General features: G+C 46.7%; 17 protein-coding genes. 12 read left to right on the top strand and 5 right to left on the bottom strand.

Translation table 11 applies throughout. The features are described from left to right. Window positions 1–72: 72 nt before the first annotated feature. Entirely contained in the window at window positions 73–1,950 is a 1,878-nt protein-coding gene (gene htpG / locus ACFPXP_RS02235) for a molecular chaperone HtpG (protein WP_379891979.1), read from the top strand. Window positions 1,951–2,033: 83 nt separating this feature from the next. Here the strand turns inward: htpG and ACFPXP_RS02230 are convergent, their stop codons facing one another. Beyond that, window positions 2,034–2,213, bottom strand: coding sequence for a hypothetical protein (locus ACFPXP_RS02230; protein ID WP_379891977.1), 180 nt, complete (start codon window positions 2,211–2,213; stop codon window positions 2,034–2,036). Between the two features lie 343 nt (window positions 2,214–2,556). On the opposite strand from ACFPXP_RS02230, the gene ACFPXP_RS02225 reads away from it, so the two are divergent. From ACFPXP_RS02225 to ACFPXP_RS02175, 11 genes are all read left to right on the top strand, one after another. Further along, window positions 2,557–3,333, top strand: coding sequence for an S-layer homology domain-containing protein (locus ACFPXP_RS02225; RefSeq protein WP_379891975.1), 777 nt, complete (start codon window positions 2,557–2,559; stop codon window positions 3,331–3,333). 147 nt (window positions 3,334–3,480) lie between these two features. Then, the gene (locus ACFPXP_RS02220; protein WP_379891973.1) at window positions 3,481–5,472 is read left to right on the top strand and encodes a LuxR C-terminal-related transcriptional regulator; all 1,992 of its coding nucleotides are present in this window, start codon (window positions 3,481–3,483) and stop codon (window positions 5,470–5,472) included. A gap of 139 nt (window positions 5,473–5,611) precedes the next feature. Beyond that, window positions 5,612–6,361, top strand: coding sequence for a M23 family metallopeptidase (locus ACFPXP_RS02215; protein WP_379891971.1), 750 nt, complete (start codon window positions 5,612–5,614; stop codon window positions 6,359–6,361). Between the two features lie 213 nt (window positions 6,362–6,574). Beyond that, window positions 6,575–7,324, top strand: a complete 750-nt coding sequence (locus ACFPXP_RS02210) for a GTP pyrophosphokinase (protein ID WP_379891969.1) — start codon at window positions 6,575–6,577, stop codon at window positions 7,322–7,324. Window positions 7,325–7,537: 213 nt separating this feature from the next. Then, the gene (locus ACFPXP_RS02205) at window positions 7,538–9,967 is read left to right on the top strand and encodes a hypothetical protein (RefSeq protein WP_379891967.1); all 2,430 of its coding nucleotides are present in this window, start codon (window positions 7,538–7,540) and stop codon (window positions 9,965–9,967) included. After that, window positions 9,954–12,131 carry a hypothetical protein gene (locus ACFPXP_RS02200; protein WP_379891965.1) on the top strand — a complete coding sequence of 726 codons (2,178 nt, stop codon included), beginning with the start codon at window positions 9,954–9,956 and terminating at the stop codon, window positions 12,129–12,131. Before ACFPXP_RS02205 ends, ACFPXP_RS02200 begins: the two co-directional genes overlap by 14 nt. A 105-nt stretch (window positions 12,132–12,236) precedes the next feature. After that, window positions 12,237–13,532, top strand: coding sequence for an ABC transporter substrate-binding protein (locus tag ACFPXP_RS02195; RefSeq protein ID WP_379891963.1), 1,296 nt, complete (start codon window positions 12,237–12,239; stop codon window positions 13,530–13,532). Window positions 13,533–13,592: 60 nt separating this feature from the next. Further along, a complete protein-coding gene (locus ACFPXP_RS02190; protein WP_379891961.1) occupies window positions 13,593–14,456 on the top strand; it encodes a carbohydrate ABC transporter permease in 864 nt (287 codons plus the stop codon). Between the two features lie 5 nt (window positions 14,457–14,461). Further along, window positions 14,462–15,265 (top strand): carbohydrate ABC transporter permease, encoded by an 804-nt coding sequence (locus ACFPXP_RS02185; protein WP_379891959.1) that lies wholly within the window; start codon window positions 14,462–14,464, stop codon window positions 15,263–15,265. A 76-nt stretch (window positions 15,266–15,341) separates the two neighbouring features. Then, on the top strand, window positions 15,342–16,919 hold the full coding sequence (locus tag ACFPXP_RS02180; RefSeq protein WP_379892001.1) for a response regulator transcription factor: 1,578 nt from the start codon (window positions 15,342–15,344) through the stop codon (window positions 16,917–16,919). Then, window positions 16,916–18,655 (top strand): sensor histidine kinase, encoded by a 1,740-nt coding sequence (locus ACFPXP_RS02175; protein ID WP_379891957.1) that lies wholly within the window; start codon window positions 16,916–16,918, stop codon window positions 18,653–18,655. The genes ACFPXP_RS02180 and ACFPXP_RS02175 overlap by 4 nt, the downstream gene beginning before the upstream one ends. A gap of 38 nt (window positions 18,656–18,693) precedes the next feature. Here ACFPXP_RS02175 and ACFPXP_RS02170 read toward each other — a convergent pair whose 3' ends face one another. The 4 genes from ACFPXP_RS02170 to ACFPXP_RS02155 are packed head-to-tail and all read right to left on the bottom strand — an operon-like array spanning window position 18,694 to window position 22,234. Continuing rightward, window positions 18,694–19,911 (bottom strand): M24 family metallopeptidase, encoded by a 1,218-nt coding sequence (locus ACFPXP_RS02170; RefSeq protein WP_379891955.1) that lies wholly within the window; start codon window positions 19,909–19,911, stop codon window positions 18,694–18,696. Window positions 19,912–19,941: 30 nt separating this feature from the next. Further along, the gene (locus tag ACFPXP_RS02165; RefSeq protein ID WP_379891953.1) at window positions 19,942–20,688 is read right to left on the bottom strand and encodes an amino acid ABC transporter ATP-binding protein; all 747 of its coding nucleotides are present in this window, start codon (window positions 20,686–20,688) and stop codon (window positions 19,942–19,944) included. A gap of 14 nt (window positions 20,689–20,702) precedes the next feature. Next, complete coding sequence (locus tag ACFPXP_RS02160; protein ID WP_379891951.1) at window positions 20,703–21,347, bottom strand: amino acid ABC transporter permease; 645 nt, start codon at window positions 21,345–21,347, stop codon at window positions 20,703–20,705. A gap of 26 nt (window positions 21,348–21,373) precedes the next feature. Then, window positions 21,374–22,234 (bottom strand): transporter substrate-binding domain-containing protein, encoded by an 861-nt coding sequence (locus tag ACFPXP_RS02155; protein WP_379891949.1) that lies wholly within the window; start codon window positions 22,232–22,234, stop codon window positions 21,374–21,376. Between the last annotated feature and the right edge of the window lie 217 nt (window positions 22,235–22,451).

Here is a 22,451-nt window from a genome sequence, read left to right as displayed (position 1 = left end):
AGTGCTAAATGTATGAGTGAATGCCGAACGAAGCGTCGCGGTTCCATTACATGATCGGAAGGAGATCTATTTATGGCCAAGAAACAGTTTAAAGCGGAATCCAAAAGATTATTGGAAATGATGATCAACTCGATTTATACCCAGAAGGAAATCTTCCTTCGAGAGCTCATTTCGAATGCGAGCGATGCCATAGACAAAATTTATTATCGCGCGTTAACCGACAGCAGCTTGGTTTTCAATAAGGATGATTACTATGTCAAAATTACGCCGGATAAAGGCAGCCGAACGCTGACGATTTCCGATACGGGCATCGGCATGACGAAGGAAGAATTGGAGAACAATCTCGGTGTCATTGCCAAGAGCGGATCTTTTGCCTTCAAGAACGAGAACGAACTGAAGGACGGACATCACATTATCGGCCAGTTCGGGGTTGGATTTTATTCTGCCTTCATGGTTGCAGATCAGGTGACGGTTATCAGCAGAGCTTTAGGCAGCGAGGAAGCATATAAATGGGAATCGAAAGGTGCGGACGGCTATACTATCGAGCCGAGCGAGAAAGCGTCGGTCGGTACGGACATTATTTTGCACATCAAGCAGAACACGGACGACGAGCAGTATGATGAATATTTGGAAGAGTATCGCCTGCGATCCATTATTAAGAAGTATTCCGATTTCATTCGCTATCCGATAAAAATGGATGTCAAAGGACAGCGCCCTATGGAAGGCAGCGAAGGCGAGTTCGAGGAATATACCGAGGAACAAACCATCAACAGCATGGTGCCGATCTGGCGTAAAAATAAAAACGAGCTGACGGATGAAGACTACGAGAAATTTTATGCGGAAAAACGCTACGGCTTCGATAAACCGTTGAAGCACATCCATATCAGTGCGGATGGAGCGGTGGTTTACAACGCCATTTTGTTTATTCCGGAAAGCACGCCGTTCGACTATTATACGAAGGAATACGAGAAGGGCTTGGAGCTGTATTCGAACGGAGTACTGATCATGAACAAATGTCCTGATCTGCTCCCCGACTATTTCAGCTTCGTCAAAGGAATGGTCGATTCCGAGGACCTGTCGCTCAACATCTCTCGCGAAATGCTGCAGCATGACAGGCAGCTGAAACTGATCGCAAAAAATATTAAGAATAAGATCAAAAGTCAATTGCAAAGCATGCTGAAGGACGAAAGAGAGAAGTACGAGAAATTTTATAACGCTTTCGGAAGACAGCTGAAGTTCGGTGTCTATAACGAGTACGGCATGCATAAAGAGGACCTTCAGGATCTGCTTATGTTCTATTCCTCGAAAGAGAAGAAGCTGGTTACCTTGGAAGAGTATGTCTCCCGTATGCCGGAAGATCAGAAATACATTTACTATGCCGCGGGTGAATCGATTGAACGGATTGAGAAGCTGCCGCAAACTGAGCTCGTTGCGGATAAAGGATATGAAATCCTGTACTTTACAGACGATGTCGATGAATTCGCGATCAAAATGCTGATGAACTATAAAGAGAAGGAATTCAAATCCGTTTCCAGCGGAGATTTAGGCATTGAAGGAGATCAAGATCAGAACGAAACGGATGACAAGGAAGAGCATAAGCAGTTGTTCGATGCGATGAAAGAAATCTTGGGCGACAAGGTGAAGCAGGTTAAAGCGTCCAAAAGACTGAAATCTCATCCGGTATGCCTGACCGCAGAAGGCGAGCTGACGATTGAGATGGAGAAAATATTAAAAGCAATGCCGAACGGACAAGACGTGAAAGCTGACAAGGTGCTCGAAATTAACGCCAGCCATAAGGTGTTTCAATCACTGCAGGCCGCCCTAGAACATGATAAAGAAAAGCTGAAGCTGTACACTCATTTGCTGTATAATCAAGCTCTCTTAATTGAAGGACTGCCCATTGAGGATCCTGTCACATTTACGAACGAAATCTGCGAGATCATGGTGTAATGACTCCTGCCCCAAAAGCCTGTCGTCTTCAATCCCTAGTGGGTTGAAGGCGCAGGCTTTTTTAATGGGAGCTTTGTATGGTGTTACATCGGCGCTTTCATCGCCTGCTCTTTCGCGTGCTGACGCTGCTGCTCCCGAATACGAGTGGTTTGCGCGCGCAGCACTTGTGACATGCCGATCCCCATTTGATCTGCTTGGATCAGCGCGTTCATGAGTCCGCGAAAAAGATCAGAAGCGACTCGATCTCGTGCATAAGCGAACATGGCCTTTTTCTTCCATGAATAATGCTTTTTTTATCATGTATAGGATCCCCTTTGTTATTGGTTTTTTAGTTTTGGTGTACATTGTTGAAGGAAAGCAATTGGAAATCCAAAGATGTGGAACCTTTTTTTCGCGTTTGCTTGGTTTAATGGGAAGAAAACACTGCCCCAGGGGACGGGAATGCTGCTCGTACCATGCCAGTTCATCCATATGTTCTTCGATTACAGTTATAAAAAAAACTTCATCCATAACCCCCTATACACGACAAATGATCACAGTATAAAGCGGCGTGAATCGCAGCAAATTAACATCGTAATCATCTAATCATCAAGGGGAGGTTATTTTGTGAGAAAACTACTCATTACAGGCGTTGTGCTTCTAATGTCAGCGGGCTTGATGGCTTGCGCCGACACGAACAACAACAATGGAGAAGTGCAGAACCAATCCTTAGATCGAGCGAATCGTATTGGTTCCGTGAGTCCTTATAATCGTGGAACAGGCCAAAGAATCGGCGATTTCGGTAAGATGGACCGAGACATGAATCGTGATAATGACTTCCGAGGTTTGGGATTCGGTGATTATCGTCCGTTTGAGACGGGAACCGACGATAATACAACAGATGATATGGGGACAACGAATGGTACAGACACCACAGATGATACAACAGACGGTACGGATACAACGCCAACAGATGATACCCAGAATGGAACCACTCCGGCAGATGATACGCAAAATGGAAAAAGATTAGGACAAGGCAAGAGAGAATACAAAGGTACGTTCAAGGACGTTCCAAAAGGAAAATGGTTTACCGAGCAGGTTGAGTGGAGTAAGGATACAGGCGTAGCCATTGGTATGCCTGGAGGAGAATTCCAACCGAATAAACCACTGACACGTGCGGAAGCTGTTCAACTGATTGTCAACTTGGTTGAGAACGGATATTTGAATATTCCGGATCCAACGGATGATACAACAGACGATACAACACCTTCAGATGACACAACACCTGCAGATGACACAACGCCAGCGGATGATACAACACCTATAGATGATACACCGACCGATCCAACCCCAGCAGATGATACGCCTGCAGAAGTAACACCGGAGCCAGGAACGACTCCATAACGATCTCTTTCGACCCCAGTAAACACGCTTAAAGGCCTGTTTATTGGGGTTTCTTCTTTGTGCTGCATCCATAGACGATATTGTTTCCAGCATATTTGAAGGGAAGCGGTGAAAAAATGAAAGAAACAGTGTAAGCATCCGAACTAAATGAGGAATGATACCATTAACGGAAATCAAGAATGGATTCAGCAAGTTCAGGGGTTATTTTCGAAAGCGCTGGGACACCCTGTCATTATTACCGATCTGCACGGATCGCCTCTGTCGGATGAAGCCCAGCATCCATCCATCGTACAGATGTTGAAGGAGCATATCGATCCAAAGCTCATCTCTATGAATCACCCCATATTATTTGAAAGCAATACCGGCGAAAAAGCTGCGGCATGCAAAATTCCTCTAACTCATCGATGTATTTGTGTAGGGTCAATACGTGAAGAGGACCCTCGGCTTATTGAGGAAATTCGTTGGGTGTCCCGAGCGCTGGGTGCGATATTTTCTAGCCTGGATCAAGAACACATCTTTGTTCAGCTGAAGCACAATATTGAGAATTTGCGAAGTCATCCATCGAACTGGTCTGCCAATTTGAATTTGCTGTTTGGACTCCTGGAAGCACTTCATCCGCACCTTGAATTTCTAGGATTAGCGGAAAGGACGAGTGAAGAAGACTTTAAAATTAAAGTGTGTATGGAAGGGATAACTGCTTTTCAAGATCAATACTTCAAGCTAGGACAAGGGTATTTGGGTCAAACGGCCATCACGGGGATCCCAGGATATTGGTCACCGCTTGAAGAGGACCCGCGAATACGATTTTTTCAGGAGAAAGGCATTGTCCCTAAGGGACTTTTTTGCTGTCCGATCGAACAAGAGAATCAGGGAGTGCAGATGATTTTGTTCGGTGGAAGCATGCAATCTTCGGATATGTCCATATTATTTAAAGCCCTGTGTGAAACGATTGCGGGTGTTATTGGCATAGCATTCTTGAATGCTAATATGAAAAAGAAAGTGTCACAAAGGGAATATTTTTTGACGGCGCTGTACGAAATCAATCAGACGATGGTGTCGCTGCAGGATGAGAAGCAAATATTATATATTTTGGTTGATACATGCTTGAATCTGCTTCATTGCTCCGTTGCGATTGTCGGATTATTTCCGGAAGAGGAGCTTGATAGGGACAGCAGAGTTCAATTTGTATCTAGAGGAATGACTTCCTCACAAGTGGATTCGTTTGGCACTTTTTTCACGCAGCGAATGCACAGCCGTCACAGTTTGAAAGAAATTGCATTTTCAATCACACCTTGGGGAGAGCGAATGCTTGAGATTCCTTTGAATTATCGAAATATCGTTAAAGGTGTGTTATATGTACAAATGTCGGAGCTCGGGCAAGTAAGCAGGGAACAGCTTGATTTTGTCCAAGCGCTGTCGATGATGAGTGCTACCTTCATTCATATTCTTCAACAAGCAAAGACAAGATCGAAAGAGGATCATTTGGATGTCCTCCGCAAAGCGCTGAAATATTGGAATCCGGAAGGATATGAGAAAGCCGTAAAAGCGGAGCTGGTGGCCGTAGGTTATGCGAAATACTTAGGATTGGACGAAGAACGAATTGAACGAATCCAAGCCGCTTTTATACTTTCCTGTTATCCATTAGAACATTTGCAGCAAGGCCAATTGATGAAGGGAGAACCCGTCTTAACGATTGTACGTGAAGCACAGTCCGGATTAGATTCTTCTCTATCGATGGAAAGTAAAATCTTTATGATGGCGAATTGCTTTGTCACGCATCATGGTCGAATCGAGCAGCTGGAGAAGCATATTCCATTTGAAGAGGAGAAGTCATCTTTTATTCAATTCATTGTGAAGCATATACCGCAAAATAATGAGCTTTTGATCGGTAAGGCGCTCAAACCGAGCGGGGAATTGGATATCGGTTTAGATTTGAAAAATATAACGAATCGCGAAAAAGAAGTGCTTCAGCTGATCATGGAAGGACTAAGCAATCGAGATATCGCCGCAGCTTTGTTTATCAGTGAGCATACGGTTAAAAACCATATTAGCAACTTATTTCATAAATTGGGCGTGACCGACCGGACGCAGCTGATGACGAAAATTATCAAGTCCAAAAAAGAACCCGTCATGACATAGAAGTTCATTCCGCTATGAAGCACACCTTGAGTTGTCTCAAGGTGTGTTTTTGTATTATGGCTTTAGCCAGTTGAGTGCGTGAATTTCCGTCTACGCCGTATATCCACTTGCAAAGGATCAGAAAAGGGAGAAACATTACTTGGTCAAGCCCGGCGATACGTTATGGAAAATATCCCTCGCTTACGGTGTGACAGTCAACCAATTGAAGCAGTGGAACTCCCTTCCTTCCGATATGATTTACGTTGGACAGCATCTGGCTACAAGCGACCCGTATTACACGGTCAAAGCGGGCGACAGCCTGTATTCGATCGCAAACAAGACCGAATCGACCATACAAGGAATAAAACAAGCGAACAACCTGACGAGCAATGCACTAACGCTTGGTCAAAGGCTGTATATTCCACCACAGCCCTCTGTAGCTCAGCCAAACATGTTCTCCGAAGGGATCTTTCCACTCATCGACAAGACCTACGATGCGTTTACGAATACGTACGGTGACGCAAGATCATATGCAGCCGGGGAAACCTCGCGAGTGCATGAAGGCAACGATATTATGGCAAAATCATGGGTACCGATTTTCTCTGTAGAGGACGGCGTCGTTGTCCGTTACGGGTGGAGTGAGCTCGGGGGCTGGCGGCTGACGGTAAAAGCATCGAATGGAATTGCCTTTTACTATGCGCATATGAGCGGCTATGCCAACGGAATTAAAAATGGAGCCACCGTGAAGAAAGGACAGCTTATCGGTTACGTCGGATCAACGGGCTACGGGCCTCAAGGGACCTCGGGCAAGTTTTTGCCGCACCTGCACTTCACGATGTACGATACGAATGTGAATCCTTGGAAGTCGATGGATCCGTACCTTTACCTAAAATGGTGGGAGAACCGTTAAACCGATATGAACCTCGACCAACCGATCGTTGGACGGGGTTCTTTCTTTTTCAACCTGCTGCAGCCGCTATGGAACGATCATTGTGTTCATGCGTATCCCTTATGTATCTTGGAGTTTTTGGAGAATTTCTCCCGGAAACCTTATAATGGAAGTAAGACATCGTTGCAATGGTCATGATACGAATCGAAAGTTATATCTGGGAGGAAGCTAAGGATGAATACATATCAGGTTCAGCAGTTCAAAAAAATTCGTGATGAAATCACCCGATTTATGATGATGTATAAATTTGCTTTGAATGAAGTGGAGACGAAAATTGAAATTTTGCAAGAGGAATTTCAAATGCTGCATGATTACAGTCCGATCGAGCATACGAAATCGAGGCTGAAATCGCCGGAAAGTATATTAAATAAGCTTTACCGCAAAGGAATCGATATTTCCCTGTCCAGCATCAAATCACACATAAAGGATATCGCTGGGCTGCGAATTACGTGTTCATTTACTTCAGATATATATCGCATTTGCGACATGCTGAAAAACCAAAGAGACTTGACCGTACTTGAAGTCAAGGATTATATCGAGTACCCCAAGCCGAACGGCTATCGCAGTCTGCACCTTCTGGTGGAGGTTCCTGTATTTATGTCGGATCGCGAGGAACGCGTCTGTGTTGAAATTCAAATTCGAACGATTGCGATGGATTTCTGGGCAAGCCTAGAACACAAAATTTATTATAAGTACAACCAGGCCGTCCCCAGCCATCTGCTGCGTGAATTAAAGGAAGCGGCGGACGCTGCTGCGGCATTAGATCGCCAGATGGAGCGCATTCATCGTGAGGTGAAGGTCATCAAGGAAGAACAAGAAGAAGAAGAGGTTGAATTGATGAATCAGCTTGTGATTAACAATCAGAAATTTTCCATCCCTGATGCGCTCCTAAAGCTCCTGGGTCCCGACTCGAAGAACGCTTAATATATAGTTGGAAAGCTCGATCCCGATTTTATAGGGACGAGCTTTTTTTTGTACTCCATCATATGTTGATCCATTGAATCTTTCGATACGGGCATCTAGTCTTGATTCGTGCATTTTAACAAATCAAAATAGCGTATTTATTGAATCGAAACAATTGCCGCAAGGAGCTTATAATGGGTGAAACATCTATGCTTCAGGGAATGGAGGAGGCGCATGTATCACATCCATAATGAAACCTTCGCGGTCGATGTGGATCGGCAAGGAATCGTCAACCACGTTTCACTTAGACGGGATCCGCACCGAATGAATTGGTTTATCGAACCGGCCTATTTGGATGAGGTGGGATATCCGGATCACGATAAACTGATGGGAAACTTTAAGATGGTGGTTAACGGGAAAAGTTATTCGAGTGCGGATGCCGATTTGAGCATCAAGCACGAGACACAGTGCATACAAGTCGGTTATAGGTTCACCAGCTTCACGGTGACCTATATTTATTCAACATCGAAGGAAGGCCAATTTCAGTGGACGATGGAATGCAGGAATCACAGCCGTGATCGGCTGCAGATCGATCAATTCCAAGCTTGGTTTTCCGCTGCTTACGTCATGTTTCGGGATCTTAACGTCCGCCGTAATATGAGTGAATCGTGTGCGATATTTCCTTCCATCTCTCCGGATTATACGCGGATGGCGGCGGTCAGGAGGGATCATAGGGGAATGCATTTGGGCATATTCAACACGAAGGGGAGAACCCAATCGATCGGGACATTTTGTCGGTACGAGAATAAGTTTCTAGAGCAGGTTTCTCCTTCATTGGACGGAATGCTTCATCACTGCTTGGTACTTGCGGACGGAACGGAGAACCCAGGACGGAACCCGCTTACAGATTGGATGTATAAGCCGCTCAAAGGAGCTGTCATGCTGGATCCGGAAGAAGCGACGTGCTGGGAATATGTGATGGTGCCCTATCAAGATGAAGCTGAATACATGGAGAAAGCGAATATGCTGCAATTTCCTTGGATCGAGTACACCCCTGTGTTGGTGGCAGGCGGACAGTTTCAGGCAGCGATCAAGCTTCCGGAAGGGCGAACCATTAAGTCTGTTCAGCTTCATTATACCGACCCTCTCTCCGTGATATCAGACGAGGTGACGGATCAACTCCGTTCTTTATCCGCAGCAGATTATCAGCTGCGGCTGCTTCTAGATCGCCCAGGCGAACATCAACTCACCGTGATGCTGGATGACGGCTCAGTGGACATGGTGATATTTAGCGTATTGGAACGGGTTCGGGACATGATTGAGGCGAGGGTACAGTATTTATGTGATCACAGCTTTGAGGAGGATGAGCATGCTTCTCACCCTTTTGCCTTCAAGCCGGTGTCCAATCAAGGGGAATCGTTAGGGAAATTGGCCTTGATTTTGGAGAAGAACCGGATCGGCCCCTTCGATGCGGATCAAGTATGGAAGGTAGAGCAGTGTGCGGTCTACGACGTAAAGAACCGATGGTTCGAGGAGGGGGATTTCCATAAGCCTAAGAAGCTGTATGGCTCCTTCTATCGAATATTCGATTTCGATTATATCGGGTATGTGTTTTATTTGTTATCTCGCTTTGATTCGGCACAGTTAAAGCTTCATTCACCAGAGACTTATCTGGCGTGGGCCGCGGAAATGATGCTGCTGCGATTTGATGAGACGCGGCATGAGGATGAACGGGAACGGCGTGAAACGAAGCTGACAGGTGTATTCACGCTCTATATTCAGGACCTGCTGAACGATTTGAAAGGAAGCGGTCTGAAGGAGCTTGGGCAAAACGTTGTAGAGCAGTATGAACGTTTTGGGAAGATGCTCGCGGCCGGCAGTGAACAGTATCTCGGGGCAATTACGGAGCACTATTATGACAATGCCGGCTTCGGCCCCGCATGCGAAGCGCTTTGTTTAATGGGGAGAAGGGATGAGGCAGAGAAGTACGGGGAGCTCATATTGGCCAATATCGGCTTTAGCAATGATTACAGGGCGCAAAATCCCGACCGTTGGTGGGAAGCGCTTGCATATATGACACATTCGCTGTGGGGAGGGCTTGTAGCCGGCGCCTGCCTAACGGCTTACGAACACTTTAAGTCGCCGGACTATATCCAAGCAGCCTACCGCTCGATGATGGCGATTTTCTCCTGCTATGACTGGCATATCCGATCAACAGAAAAAGTGCTGGAGCGGGGAGAAGCGGCTTCAACGTTCTGCGTAGCCAGCCCGAATTTGAATAAGCCTGAGCTCTCTCACAATCGGTTCGGCCAATCGGTATTTCAGGATGATATCGAGCTGTTAGCGGACAACGCGACGGGAGACGATTGGGACATGGGTGCTGAACTCGCCGCGTATTTGCACGGATTCGGAACGAAAACATTTCTATATGAGAAAAATGGTCAGCTGTGCTGCGCGAATGGTTTTATTGAAGAGCTGAACGGCAGGACCGTGGTTACCAGTTACGCGGCATATCCTAGGGCTTATTATTACTTTGACCGAAACCATTCGTTAATTGCAGCGGACGGTGAAATGATCAGAAGCATCATCGTGACCGAAAACGGCCTTCAGCCATTGGTTCGTGAATCAACCAAGAGAGGGGACAAATGCGATGCTAAAAATTAACTTTCAACTAGAAGAAGACTACTGTTTAAAAATTCAAAGCGATGCATTAGGCGCGCTTTATATTTCAAGTCCGGTTGAAGTGTTTTATTTGTCCGGAAGGCATCAAAAGTGGCAGTACGACGAGCTTCAGAAGGTGAGCGACCGCAAATGGGAAGCCCGCTGCTCATGGATTGAAGCGGGATACGTGTTCAGGCTGACCGATCATTGGGAGGAGGATGAGGAAGGCCGGGTTTCTCTCTTCCGGCGGATGCGCACGGAGCGCAGCGAGGCATCGGCACCGGAAGGGATGGAAGGCATCCAATTGCGGCTTAATTTGATTCATCCATCCGTAGCGGATCAATCATGGCGCTTCAGCGCGCCGGCTGCATTTTATTCTACAGAGGAACAGCGGATGGAAACCGGCGTTGTCCGTGTCTATATGGATGATCGATTAGCGTACCCTCAAATTGTCGGATACCAGCCGAACACGAAAGCTGCCGTCTCCTTGAGCCGCATTCAACTCGCCGATTTCGCTGAAGTACCCAGAAGGAAAGGCAAAGAAAATCAGTATTTGCAAGCAACGAATATCGGATCGATCGGTTATGAAAGACAAGAGGATTACGTATCTTTTCAGGCCTATTTACCTTATTTTGAGGGAGAACAAAGCGTTGCTCTCGACGCGAGCCTCACGCCGGTATCGGCTTTTTATCCATTAGAAGGCGACAGCTTCGAGCTGACTGCGGCTTATCAGCTGCATGTGTACAGGAAGGATCATTTTTCCGAGGCGGTATACGCATCGTTCAAGGAAATGGCTAAGCAGCAGCCGCCGCAGCCGGTATCTTTGCCTTTTACGTTAGAGCAGTCGATTGAATATCGGAGTGAGTCGCTGAAAAGATCGTATCGTGAATTACAAAGCGGAGCAGCCGGGTTTTTCTTTCACTTTGATCCAAGATACGGATATGAGTCCGCTCCTTCCGGCTTTGGGACCTCGTTTAATAATATTCCGCACGATACCTATACGTCGATTTTGGAATACGGATTTACCGGAAGGCAGGTCAATGCGGCATACATATTGGCGAAGCGGGAAGGTGCGGAGTGGCTGGATAAAGGTAAGAAAGTGATTGATTTCTTCGTGGATCGCTGCGTTCTTCCGAGCGGTTGGATGTATACGCTGTATGATTTGAAAAAGGATGAGCCGTTCTACTCGTTCGGTGACCCCGAAGCGCCGAAGCTGCACTATATTTCACAAGGGGACGTTCGCGGCAACTATTTGCGCTTGATGGTCGAGCCTGCCTTTGATTTGCTGCTGAGTGTGCAGCTGTATAGACAGCATGATAGACTGGAGCTTGACTGGATGGAGGCGGTGCGCCGATTTGCAGACTTTTTGCTTCGGCATCAAAATCCGGATGGATCTTGGTATCGGGCTTATGAGCCGGACGGTACACCATTGATGAACGCGGCGGGATTCGGACATGATGACTTCACTGCCAAATCGGCCAGCGCGATTCCAATGATGTTCCTGCTCTCGTTGTGGCAGGAATATCCCGAGCAGGGCGCAGCTTATCTGGAGGCGGCTACGCGGGCGGCAAATTTCGTTCTGAAAACGTATGTGGAGAAGGATCACTATCAAGGCGGAACACTGGACAATCCGAACGTCATTGATAAAGAAGCCGCCCAGTATACGACCGCTGCTTTATATACTCTGTACAAGCATACCGGGGAAGAGAAATACTTGCGGGGATCGGAGCGTGCGGCTCAGATTTTCGTTACGTGGAATTATATTTGGAATGCTCCGCTGCTTCCTGGCACGGACCTTCATCGGCACGGGTTCCAAACCGTGGGTAATGGAGGAATCAACTCGATATGGGGTGGCGGTGTCGTCGATATTTATTCCTTGTTCTTTATAAGAGAACTGCATGAGCTCGGGGCAGCGGTCGGAGATTCCTTCTACGAAGAGATGGCCGCCTGGATTGCCGTCGGAACGCAGCAGGTGCTCTCTCATCCCGGAGATATGATGGGATTTGCCGATATCGGGATGCAGCCCGAAGGCTTTGGCGTATGCAACCAAGGATTGGACGAAGGAATGATTGCCAAAGGGGATATTTGGGGCACACTGGGCTGGATCTACTCGGCGGGCATTCATGGATTAGGTTTGTATTTAGAACAGCTGGGGACATCACGATAGAAATTCGAACCTAATCGACAACATTTCTGAATGTTCGATAAGGTATAAAGATTTTAAAATGGAAATGTAAGCACTTTAGATACGAAGGGGAGGTTTAAAAGGAAGATGAAACTTAAGAAAACTTGGCTTGGAATCATCTTGAGCATAATCCTGGTTATTACAGGTTGTTCTGGTGGAAACAGCAGCAATGAAGGGAATAACAATGACTCGGGGGCGGCATCCGCGATTGAAATTACGATGCTGAGCAGCTGGAGTACCGATACCGAACGCGGTGCGGCACTGCAAGAGGTGATCGATTCCTACAACGAACAAAATGAAGGTAAAGTCAAAATTAATGTTGATATTACACCGGATTGGCCAACGTACCAAGAAAAAATTAAAACGATGATTTCGGTCAATCAAACACCAGACTTATTTAATTACAACTTTAATCCAAATGATTTATCCCGCCAAAATTCCGGGAAACTGTTAGATTTTAATCCTTATATGGACGACGCGTGGAAGGCGCGCTTCAATGAAAGCGATCTGGAGGCGCTGACGATTAATGGAGAATTGACTTCCATTCCTTTTGAGAAAGCCGGCGTGCTGTTTTATTACAATAAGGATTTGTTTGCACAAGCAGGTATTACGGAGTTTCCTAAGACATGGGACGAATTCTTTGCCGTCTGCGAGCAGCTCGAAGCGAGTGGAATCACTCCGATTTCACTGATGACCGCCGATGATGCTTGGCACGCGACGAATGCTTTCACTTATCTGGCTGCAGGAGCAGGCGGTACGGATGTGTTCGAAATGGGTAAGTCGTTAGACCAGCCGGCTGTTATCAAAGCAGCGGAAAACTTGAAAAAGTTGTTCGAATATACGACGGAAGATGCGCTGGGAGCAGGTTATGCCGTCAGCTCCAATCATTTTATTCTTGGGAATACGGCGATGATCATTGACGGTCCTTGGCTGATCGGTTCATTGGATCCGGAGATGATGGATTCGATTGGTGTCGCTCCAGGACCGACATTCGGTGACGGTACCGTACCGGAAGGATTTATCATTACCGATACGTATACGCCATGGTCGGCGGGTAAACAAGAGTCGAAGGAAAAAGAAGAAGCGGTCGTAGACTTTATGAAATATTTAACTTCGAATGAAAGCACGAAGACATTAACGTTAAACGGCAGCATTCTATTATCGCCGCATCTAGATATGTCAGAAGAAGAACTTCAAAGCTCCGGACCGATTTTAGGTCAATTTATTACGATCGGCGGCGATGCGCCGGCGGACTTGGTTCAAATTTCTCGTATTCTGAAGCAAACGGCAATTTCCAAGATGCCTTCTCTGATTGAGTCTTTAGCCTTCGAAAAAATTAGTGCAGAACAGTTTGCAGCTCAGCTGCAGGCAGCGAACGAATAATAACAGCTTAGAACAATGGGAGGGCAACCTCCCATTTCTAATAGGAGGGAAATCATCCACATGGGTGCAAAACGCAACGTTCTGCTGTATCTGTCTCCCGCGATCCTATTTACGGCAGTATTTTTTATTTTTCCATTTATATTTTTGGTCATTGTCAGTCTTCAGGAGTGGGATGGACTTAGTGCGATGACGTTTGTTGGGTTGGACAACTTTAGGACTTTGTTTGCCGATCCCGTGTTTAAGAAAGCCATCATCAATACGTTAGTCTGGATTTTCTCAGCGATATTTTTACATATGCCGTTAGGCTTAGGATTGGCATTGATTTTGCATAGAAGGCCTAGGGGATGGAAGTTTTTTAGAACGCTGTTTTTCCTTCCGAATGTAATTTCCACGACAGCTCTTGCTTTCTTATGGTACTTCGTACTGCATGTCAATTTAGGTTTGGTCAACAGTGTGCTGAAGCTGGTCGGATTAGAATCACTGACCCGGCCATGGCTGAGCGATCTGGGCACCGCCTTAATGGCCAATCAGCTGCCTTTTATTCTATATGTCGGTTTTACGATGGTGATATTCTTGACCCAAATGTCAACGATCTCACCGGACTTATATGAAGCTGCGGAGTTGGATGGTGCGACCTCGTGGCAGAAAGATCGGTTTATTACGATTCCGCTCGTGAAAAACGCGATTGCGATTAACGTCATTTTTAACGTCGCCTTCTGTCTTCGGATGTTTGAGTATCCGTTTCTCATGACAGGCGGTGGGCCTGCGAATTCTACGATGAATATGTCCTTATACATTTACAAAGAAATGATTACCGCGAATCGTTACGGAGTATCGATGGCAGCCGGACTATTGACCATTGCTTTGGGTATTCTCGTTATGGGTACTGTACTCCGCGTTATTCGCGCCTCGGATAGGAAGTGAGCATCATGAAATGGATCAAATGGTTCGTATTGACGGCATTTACCTGCATTACGGTCGTACCGCTGCTGTGGCTGCTCATGGCATCTTTCAAAACGAATAAGGAATTGTTTCGCGATCCCTTCGGGCTGCCAACGGAGTGGATGTACGATAACTATGCGTCTGTCTTTGACAGCCATCCGATTCCTTTATATTTTTATAACTCCGTGTTCGTGGCGGTTATTTCAACGGTCATTGCATTAATTGTTTCTACCTTGGCCTCTTACATTTTTATCTATCATTTTAAATGGAAGAACCAGTGGCTGCTGCTGCTCACCTTTGGTATCCTGATTCCAACCAATGCCTTCATGGTACCCTATTATTTTATCGTAGACTGGCTTGGATTGTATGATACACTGTTTGGTGTGGCACTTGTCTATGCGGGGGTATCGCTGCCGCTCAGTGTCATCATTATTAAAACGTACATGGATACCATTCCGTATGAAATTGTGGAAGCATCGTTTATTGACGGGGCTTCGATTCACAAGACATTTTCCCGGGTGATCCTGCCAATCAGTTATCCGGGCATCGTAACGGCTTCTATTTTCTTAATGATTACAGCATGGAATGAACTGCTGTTTGCAAACTTGCTTACACAAAGCGAGACGACACGTACGCTGCAGGTGGCTATCCGTTTCTTCCTGTCTACTTTCAATGCCAATTATCCGTATGCGTTTGCGGCGATGATTATTGCGATTTTGCCTACGATATTGGTTTATACATTCTTAAGTGAAAAAATCATCGGCGGGTTAACGGCCGGTGCTGTGAAATAAAGCTCCGCTGAACAAATGGGTAGAAAGGCTGCTTTGTACGAGCTAACCACACGAGGGGGGCAATACTTTGCGAATCATGTTTGTAGATGACGAATCGATCATTCGAGAAGGCTTGCGGACGTTGATCCGTTGGGAGGATTTAGGCTTCGATGAATTTGACGAGGCCGAAAATGCCGTTGAAGCATTAAGGATCCTGCAAACGAGGCAGCCGGATTTGATTATTACGGATATATTTATGCCGGAGATGTCGGGTATCGAATTTGCGCGGCAGGTGAAAGCTCTGAACTCTTCGGTTCGTTTAGTCATTTTGACGGGCTATGAAAAATTTGAATACGCGAAGGAAGCCGTTGAAATTGGTGTCGCCAAATATATGGTCAAGCCGATCTTTCCAAGTGAGTTAGAGGAGACGGTACAAGAAATCGTGCGGGATATTTATGAAGAGAGAAGCAAGCAGAAGTGGAGCGAAGAAGCGCGCAGCAAACTGGCTCAGTATCAGCCGGTCATTGTCGAAAAGTTCTGGTCTGATCTGGTGACGGGCATGATCTTCAAAGCGCAGGATATTCAAAAGCGCCTTCAGGGGCTGAATATCGACATCGCCTACCCTTCTTATTCATGTGCGGCGGTCAAGGTACCCATGAAACAAACTGTAGAAAGGTACGGAGAAGAGGATACTGCTCTAATTAAGTTTGCCGTTCGCAATGTGGTCGAGGAATTGCTGCATGATGATTTAATATACATTGTCGAAACCGATATTTCCATCCTGCAATGTATTGTGAGAAGAGAGCTGGATGCTGCCAAGCTGGATGAGGTGATCCAGTCGATCTACACCTTGTTAAAGCTTCATGTCTGGGTAGGTGTGGGCAGCTGCTACGAAGCGATCGAGGACCTTCCCCGGGCAGCGAATGAAGCTCTGGAAGCGGTCCATGCGCTGCAATGGATGGATCGATCTGATTATATGCACTATCAGGAGCTCCCTCACTGGAAGAAGCAAAGAGCGGATTATCCGTATGCGAGGGAGAAGGAAATTTTGGATGTGCTGCGTTTCAAGGGGCATGTAGATGCCCGCGTACTGACGCCGTTTTTGGAAGCTCTAGAGCAGCATCCTGCTTCTTCGCAAATGAAAAAGCTGATGCTGTTTCAGCTGTTGGGCGGGTTTTATCGGATTGTAGACGAATATGACGCTGCAGGACAGATTCCTTCATTTTATGAAAGCTGTATGCGCTTAACCGAGCTGGATGCCGGGGCGGAAATCGTTCATTTCTTTCATGAATTGTTTCATCAATTTGTGGAGTATAAAAATAAAAAACAATCCAGTTTTGTAGATCAGTTAGTAGATCAAGCACAGAAAATGATGAAAGAGCGGTATCGTGATCCTGAATTGACGGTCGCGACGATCGCACAAACGTTATGTATTACACCGAATTACTTGTCTCGCATTTTCCACCAAAAAACCGGGGTGACCTGTGTGGAATATATGACGACACTCAAGCTGGAGGAAGCGCAGCAGCTGCTTGCCCACACTTCCCTCAAAAGCTATGAAATTGCGGAGAAGGTCGGTTATATGAATTCGCATTATTTCAGCACGTTATTTAAAAAACATCTCGGCTGCTCCCCCAGTGAGTTTAGAGAAAAGCAGGGACAGGGAGTCAGATGAAAAAACAATCGTTATCCATTCGTTCGCAAATGATATCGTTTTTTTCGATATTAATTATCATCCCCTTGTTTCTAAGTGCAGTGTACATATTTTTTATCGTGCAAAATCATCTAAAGGAAAGCTATACGAGGCATCAAACGCAAACAACCGAGGCGCTTGCTCATGAATTAATCGGATGGAAAAAAACATATGAGGATTTAACCCTGCGCATCGCAGGGGATCGTACGGTCCAGCAATTCTTGAAATTGGAGCAAGGGGAAGCAACGATCGAAAGTTTGGGGCTTCGCTTAGAGCTTCGAGATGTTCTGGTGAATTATTCCGAGTATAACGATTTTATTCAATCCGTCATTGTCGTTGATCCACGGATGAACATGTATGGTACAGCCATAGATCAGAAATTTCCAGCCTATGTGAATGAACGTATTTCCGCTGTGGAACAAATCAACGGAATCCCTTTCTGGGATAAGGGATATACGGATTCTACGGTCATCATCGGGAGGCAGTTAAACGATAACGAGTTTGACCTCAATCAAAAAATCGGTTATGTCTTCCTTGTCTTGGACCGCAAGGAGCTTCACCACATTTTCCAACAGTTCACGATTGATCAGGGGCAGCAGTTTGCGTTATATGACCCGGATGGCGTATTCGGAATTTCGACCCTGCCCACCCAAGATTTCCCTGTGTTTAAGGACGCTTCGAATCACCCTTATGAAGCATACGGCACGTTCGATTACGGAGGGGCATCGCAGCTGTATTATAAAATGAAAATGGGGGATTGGGTCCTTTCGACATGGGTTGGAGAAGGGTATATTTTTCAGCCGATTAAAAAAATGTTCGGTGCGATCTTGTTTGCTACCGTCACGCTGCTCATCTTTTCGGTCATCATGGTTTTTTATATTTCCCATCGTATTACAAAACCGCTCATTATGATCAAAAAAACAATGAAGCAGATGGGCGGAGGATATCTAGGTTTGAAGGTACCGGTTGTGCGGGATGACGAAATCGGGCAAGTCGCTTCCACCTTGAATCAGATGTCTGATGAAATTATCGACTTGATTTGCCAAAATCGGGAAGAGGAATCGAAGAGAAGAAGAATTCAGCTGCAGACGCTGGAATATCAAATTAATCCGCATTTTCTGTATAATGCGCTCGATTCCGTTAACATGCTTGCCAGGAAATATGAAGATGATCGGATCGGCGACATTGTCACCTCGCTGTCACGCCTGTTCCGGATCGGTCTGAATCAAGGCAGGGAACTGATTACGGTCGAGGAAGAAACCCAGCATGTAAGCTATTATTTGAAAATTCAAGGCATTCGTTTTGCCAGCCAGCTGACGTGGGAACTGAATATTGGACCCGAGCTTCGGAACGAGAAGATGATTAAGTTTATTCTGCAGCCTATTGTCGAGAATAGCATCATTCATGGCATACGCAAAAGGGCGAAGCCGGGCCATGTGCGTATTGAGGCATACGAATCGGCTGATTATATCGTCTTTCAGGTGTATGACGACGGGGTAGGGATGTCGGCCGAGCAGCTGGAGAAGCTGCGTGCAGGTTTAGATCGTGAGGACGACGAGGAAGTCAATAGAGGCTTTGGACTTCGCAATGTGCATCAGCGGATCGGATTGCATTATGGTCCGCAATACGGACTAAAAGTGGATAGCGAGGAAGGGCAGGGAACCTCGGTCTTGATTATACTGCCGAAAATATCGAAGACAGCAGAACAATTCGGATAAGAATGGAAGGACGTCAAGGACAAAGCCTTGGCGTTTTTTTATGTCGGAATAGATATCAAATCTCTTGAAAGGCGGTTCAGCCGTTCGCTTCCGCTGTCCGTGATCACAATCATATCTTCAATCATGATCGAACCGATGCCGTAGGCATAGTATGGAGTTTCTAAGCAGAGCACCATACCCGGCGCAAGCAGGGTGGTTTCCGAAGGACTGATGAAAGGGGGCTCCTCTGCCGATAAACCCAAGCCAACGCTATGTCCCAGATGGCCCCGATTATAGTTTTCCAGACCGGTCTGCCGGATGACCGTCTTCGCTTCATCAAAAAGACGACTCATCGGCAGGCCGGGCTCCGCGGATTGAAGCAGATGATCGTGCCCTGCGCGAAGGGCGCTGTAGATTCGATCGATTAATGCGGATGAGGGACCGATAACGAACGTGCGGGCGATATCCGAGCCGTATCCGTTCACGTCGATGCCGACGTCGAATTTGATTAGATCGCCTTTCTCAGCAGGGGCCGTATCATATTGTTCAACGGGAGCGAACAGGGAACCAGCAGAAATCATATGAAACCGAGGTGTCGCGCCGCTACCTAGCCCTTCTACGGCAGTTCTAAAGCGCTGCACCAGCTCGGCAGCCATGACGCCTGGACCGATCCCCGCCACCGTCTGTTCGATGCAGGTTTCCGTATAGGCGCAAGCCTTGCGAAGCTGCTCAACTTCCCAATCGGTCTTGATGGCACGAAGCTCAGAGAAGATACCGGAAGCGTCAACACACTGCAAACTACTGCATATTTCCTGAAGCGCCAGCACGGCAGGATAACGCATTTGACTAAACTCCACCGCCGCTTTTCCTTTGGCAAGGCTGTATTCAGAGAGTACATCCGAGAGTACGCCGAACATCTCTTTCACTTGGGGAACGACGGGCCTTCCGCCGGTATAAATGCCCTCGCGCAGAGCCAGCGGATCATCCACATCGACCCATGTGGGATATGTCCTCACCTCACATGGTAGATGTTCCGGAACGCCCGCCGCTTCGAAATCGCTCATAATGAGCAGCGTTTTGCGAGCAGGGTCGCGAAACATGACCGCCAGCCCGATGTCGCTCATGCGAAGCGTATATAGGAATGCGCTGGGATAGCCGGATAAGTAATAAAAATTCTCGGGGCTTGATGCCACGAGAACGTCGATTTGCTGTCTTTCCATGATGGCTTGGGCACGTTCGCCTACCGTGTGCAAATGGTGCGGATCGATATGAGTCACGGTCTCACTCCTTATGTGTATGTCTGTGGATCAAATGTGGGTCAACTGATGCAGAAATTTTCGTGCGCGCTCTGTTTTCGGTTGAGCAAAGAAAGTCTCAGGCGGTGCTTCCTCTTGAATCACGCCGTCACTCATAAAGATGATGTGATTGGCTACATTTTTAGCAAACTTCATTTCGTGTGTGACGACGATCATCGTCATCCCGTCCAATGCCAACTGTTTCATGACCGACAGCACCTCTCCGGTTAATTCAGGATCGAGAGCTGACGTCGGTTCGTCGAACAGCATGATTTGCGGCTCCATCGCGAGTGATTGGGCAATGGCGACACGTTGCTTCTGTCCGCCGGAAAGCCGGGAAGGATGGACATCCTTCTTATCCGCGAGCCCTACTTTGGCAAGAAGCGATTCTGCGATTTCATACGCTTGGCTTTTGGCTATCTGTTTTACAGTCATCGGTGCGATCATAACATTTTCAATCGCCGTTAAGTGCGGAAATAAGTTGAAGGATTGAAATACCATTCCCGTTCGTTTGCGTATTTCTCGTACGGCTTTTTTCTTCTCCGCCGCGCTCATCGTATGAACCCACAGGGCATCGCCTACTTGCATGGATCCGGAGCTAGGGTCTTCCAGCAAATTAATACAGCGCAGCAGCGTGCTTTTGCCTGATCCGCTCGGTCCAAGCAGCACGACAATTTCATTCGAACGGATACGGAGATCAATATCATGCAGCACCGTCAATTCGTCAAACTGCTTGCTCAAATGGCGCAGCTCAATCATGGATCCACTTCCTTTTAGTAAGCCTTTGCTAGTTTCATTTCTATACGGTCGAGAATATAGGAAAACACCATGCTCATCATCCAATACATTAAGGCGATCGCAATATAGAATGGCATGGCGATATAGTACTGGGCAATCAGCAGCTGCGCTGAACGCAGCAGCTCTGTAACGGTGACGATGGAGACGAGCGAGGTTTCCTTCAGCATGCCGATAAACGTATTTCCCATAGGCGGGATAGCAACTCTTGCTGCTTGAGGGAGAATGATTTTGCGCATCGTCTGCCATCCGGTCATACCCAGCGACAAGGCCGCTTCCGTCTGTCCTTTATCCACCGAAAGGATAGCCCCGCGGAATGTCTCCGACAAATAAGCACCGATATTAATGCTGAGTGAAATATAAGCTGCTGTCAGCGGCTCTAGATTGATGCCGTAATCCGGCAGTCCATAATAAACAATAAAGATTTGCACGATAATCGGGGTTCCGCGAATGATAGAAACATACCCCCGGGCCAGACCTCTGATCGCCAGGTTCCCCTTCAATCTTGCGATCGCGACGACGAGACCGATGATGAGTCCGAAGAACATGGAAACGATCGTGATCTGTAAAGTGTAGCATGCTCCCCTCAGTAAAAAGTCGAGATTTTGTAATACGAGGTCCATTCGCGCGTCCTCCCGGTTATACTTTCTTAAATATTCGGATCTACCTTAAACCATTTTTGGAAGATGTCCTGGAACGTTCCGTCCGTCTTCATTTCCTCCAACGCGCCGTTGATGGCTTCCAATAGCTCAGGGTTGTCTTTGCGCATGGCGATGCCCGCATAGTCTTCCTTGATCGGTTCGCCGACGGCTTTAATTTTGAAGTTGTTTTCCTCGATCAGCGGCTGAATGGCGAACACGTTGTTGATCGTAGCGTCGATTCGGCCATTGTTCAAATCCATCAAGGAAGTGATCACATCGTTGTACGTAGCGATTTCGAAATTTCCCACTTCCGGCATCACAACGTCACGCAAATATTTCTCATCGTTCGTACCGAGTCCGACTCCGATTCTTTTGCCTTTAAAATCTTCAAGCGATTGAATCGTTGTATTATCATCGTTCACAACAATGTTGACCGCGTTTTTAACATAGGGATCGGAGAAATCCATCGTTTTCTTGCGATCCTCGGTAATCGTGACCTGACTGATGAGAACGTCATATTTTTCACCCTGCAGTCCTTCGATCAGGCCGGAAAATTCGCCGGTAATAAATTCGGGTTCTACGCCGATATGCTCGGCAACAGCTTTCGCTACATCCACGTCAAACCCGTCCAGTTCTTGATTTTCGTTCATAAAGTTGTATGGCTTATACGTTCCCATCAGGCCGACGCGAATTTTTCCCGACTGCTTCATTTCTTCGAAGAGGTTGGCTGGTGCAGCGGTTTGACCGCCGGCTTCGCCTTCGTTATTGACGTTTGCATTGTTGTTATTTCCTCCGCAAGCGGCCAAGACGATGAGGACCGCCATGAACAGAAAGCCCATTTGAATCCATGCTTTCATGTTTGCTTTCATACAAAAAAACCTCCTGTGGTTCTGCCATATTAGCATTTATGAGTTTCAGGACAGTGCTCTTAAGTAGATTGCACGTTTGTTCCCCGTGTTAATCCCATCATCCCAAGAAATTTGAATACTGACCGTCTCATTGGCTGTGGTAAAATCACCCTTTATCCCAACTGACAAGGCAGTCGATTTATTCCGATACCTTTTTAGTGCTTTACATGAGAAATGA

Source organism: Marinicrinis lubricantis (assembly GCF_042658665.1).
Lineage (GTDB): Bacteria > Bacillota > Bacilli > Paenibacillales > KCTC-33676 > Marinicrinis > Marinicrinis lubricantis.
Note: the sequence above shows the minus strand (reverse complement) of the source record. Positions and strands in the feature narration are given on the sequence as shown.